Genomic DNA, 2,914 nt, shown 5'->3' on the forward strand with positions numbered 1-2,914 from the left:
GTCCTCGCGCTGGCGGTCCTGGAGGGGCTGCTCCCGCCGGTGTCCGCCTGGTTCACCAAGCGGCTCATCGACGCGCTGGCCGGCGGCCCGGCCGGGAACACGGGCCGGGTGGCGGTCGCCGCCGCCGGTCTCGCGGCCGCCGGCCTGCTGTCCGGGGCGCACCGCGGGGTCGCGTCCTACCTGTCCGGCGCGCTGGCCCGGTCGGCGAGGCTCGTCGCGGCGGACCGGCTGTTCCGCAGGATCAACGAGCACGTCGGGCTCGCCCGGCTGGAGAGCCCCGCGTACCTCGACCGGCTTCGCCTGGCCACCCAGGCGGGCGGTCAGGCGCCCGGAGAGCTCACCCGCTCGGCCGTGGGGCTGATCCGGGCGGCCGTCCAGGGGGCCGGATTCCTCGCCACGCTGCTGATGGTCTGGCCGCCGAGCGTGCTCGTGGTCCTCGCCGGGGCCGTGCCCGCCGCGATCCTGCAGACCGGGGCGGGCCGGCGCAGGGCCGCCCTCACCGTACGGCTGTCGCCGCTGGTCCGGCGCGAGGTGACGTACCAGATGCTGCTGACCGACGTCGGCGCCGCCAAGGAGATCAGGCTGTTCGGCCTGGGGGGATTCCTGCGCGAGCGGATGCTGGCCGAGGCCCGGGCGGCGAGCGACGCCGAGGGTCGCCTCGAACGGCGGCTGACCCGCACCCACACCGGCCTCGAGTTGCTGGCCGGAGCCGTCACGGTCGCGGGCGTCGTCACCGCGGCCGCCCAGGCGGCGGCCGGGCGCATCACGCTCGGCGACGTGGCGCTGTTCCTCGCCGCCCTGACGGGTGTCTACGGAGCGGCGACGACGGCGACCGACGGGGTCGCGGGGGCGTATAAGGCGCTGCTGCTCTTCGGCGCGTACCGCGAGATCGTCGAGGAGCCGCCCGCCGGCCCGCCGGCCGGGTCCGCCCCCCTCGCGCCCCTGCGCCGCGCCGTCGAACTGCGGGACGTGTGGTTCCGGTACGGCGAGGGCGCGCCCTGGGTGCTGCGCGGCGTCGACCTCGTCATCCCGCGCGGCGCTCGGATCGGCCTCGTCGGCGTAAACGGGGCGGGCAAGAGCACGCTGGTCAAACTGCTGTGCCGGATGTACGAGCCGGAGCGCGGCGCCGTCCTGTGGGACGGCCGGGACGTGCGGGAGGCCCACGCCGCCGACCTGCGGTCGCGGGTCACGGCCGTCTTCCAGGACTTCGTGGCCTACGACCTGACGGCCCGGGAGAACGTCGGGGCCGGTCGGCTCGACGCCCTGGACGACCTCGAGGCCGTCCGCCGCGCGGCCAGGGCGTCGGGGATCGACGAGGCGCTGGCGGCCCTGCCGCGCGGCTACGACACGCTGCTGAGCAGGGTCTTCGCCGGGATGGACGACCGCGACGCCGCCCAGCTGTCGGGAGGTCAGTGGCAGCGGGTGGCGGTCGCCCGGGCGTTTCTGCGGTCCGGCGCCGACCTCATGATCCTCGACGAGCCCAGCGCCGGCCTCGATCCCGAGGCCGAGCACGCCCTGCACGAACGGCTGATGGAGCTGAGCCGCGGCCGGGCGGCGCTGCTCGTCTCGCACCGCCTCAACGCGCTCCGGGACGCCGACGAGATCGTCGTCCTGGACGGTGGCCGGGTCGCCGAACGCGGCACCCATGCCGCCCTGATCGATCTCGGCGGCGTCTACGCCCGCCTGTTCGCGCTGCAGGCGGGCGGCTACCGGGACCGCCAGGTGCCGTCGGCCGCCGGAGGGAGGTGAGCCCGCCCGTCCCAGGCACCGCCACCGCAGAACACATCCGCAACCCGAAGGAGGAACCATGTCCGCCCTGCGCGCACTGCTGACCCGCGTCCTGCCGTCCGTGGAGGCCCGCGCCTACCACTGCGGCGACTACTACTGCTACACCGAGCAGAACGTCATCGCTCCCGGCCGCTCGTGCTACACCACCTGGTGCGGGCACGCCTGCTCAGGCGACTGGGTCTCCGTCAGTCACTACTGCCAGTAGACCGGCCGTCCCCGCCCGGCCGGAGGCCCACGCCTCCGGCCGGGACCGGGGGAGAGGAGGACGTCGTGACCGCTCTGCCCGCGGTCCTCGCCACGACGGCGCCCCCCGTCGTGCCCCCCGTCGTGCCCACCGCAGCGCTCACCCTCGTGCTCGCCGTCGTGCTCGCCGTCGTGGCCGCGGCGGCGCTCGCGCGCCGGCACCTGCTGGTCGTCACCGTGCGGGGGAGCAGCATGGCCCCCGCCTACCGCGACGGCGACCGCCTGCTCGCGGCCCGGCTGCCGCCCGTACGGGGGCACGCCGTGGTGTTCCTGCCCCCGCCGGGCTGGGCGATCGCGCCGCCGCAGGTCAGGCCGTACCTGGTGAAGAGGGTCGTGGCGGTCGGCGGAGACCCCGTCCCTGAGGCGGCACGGGCCGCGGTGGGCGCCGGGCGGGTGCCGCCCGGCCGCCTCGTGGTGTTCGGGGACGCGGCGTCGAGCGCCGACTCCCGGACCTGGGGGCTGGTGCCCGTGTCGTCCGTGGCCGGAGTGGTCGTCGGCGTGCTCGCGCGGCGGGCCGGGACGGCGGGAAGGAGGCCGTGATGGGACACCTCGCGCTGTCGCTGAGGATCGCCCTGTCGCTGGTCTTCGCGGCGGCCGTGGCGGGTAAGGTACGCCACCCCTCGGCCTTCGCCGCCGCGGTCCGGGAGATCGGCCGGATCCCCGGCGCCCGGCTCTCCTCGGCGGCGGCCGCCCTCATCGCGGCCGCGGAGGCCGCGACGGCCCTGTCGCTGCCGTCCGCAGGCACCGCGCCCTACGGGCTCGCGGCGGCCGGGGCGCTGCTGGCCGCGTTCACCCCGGCCCTGGCCCTGGCCGTACGGCGAGGCGCCCGCCGGGGCTGCGCCTGCTTCGGCGGCGCGCGGTCGCCGGCCGGCCCGTGGCACCT

General features: G+C 76.9%; 4 protein-coding genes. All 4 read left to right on the plus strand.

The window, feature by feature from the left end:
- Positions 1-1,749: ABC transporter ATP-binding protein (locus MPTA5024_RS00195; protein ID WP_036322584.1), on the plus strand; the 1,749-nt coding region annotated here is incomplete at its 5' end.
- Between the two features lie 58 nt (positions 1,750-1,807).
- Complete coding sequence (locus MPTA5024_RS00200) at positions 1,808-1,993, plus strand: hypothetical protein (protein WP_036318485.1); 186 nt, start codon at positions 1,808-1,810, stop codon at positions 1,991-1,993.
- Positions 1,994-2,058: 65 nt separating this feature from the next.
- Positions 2,059-2,571 carry a S26 family signal peptidase gene (locus MPTA5024_RS00205; protein WP_198166895.1) on the plus strand — a complete coding sequence of 171 codons (513 nt, stop codon included), beginning with the start codon at positions 2,059-2,061 and terminating at the stop codon, positions 2,569-2,571.
- A partial coding sequence (locus tag MPTA5024_RS00210; protein ID WP_332310590.1) for a MauE/DoxX family redox-associated membrane protein occupies positions 2,571-2,914 on the plus strand: 344 nt, incomplete at its 3' end. The genes MPTA5024_RS00205 and MPTA5024_RS00210, both read left to right, overlap by 1 nt.

This window comes from Microbispora sp. ATCC PTA-5024 (genome assembly GCF_000511135.2).
Lineage (GTDB): Bacteria > Actinomycetota > Actinomycetes > Streptosporangiales > Streptosporangiaceae > Microbispora > Microbispora corallina.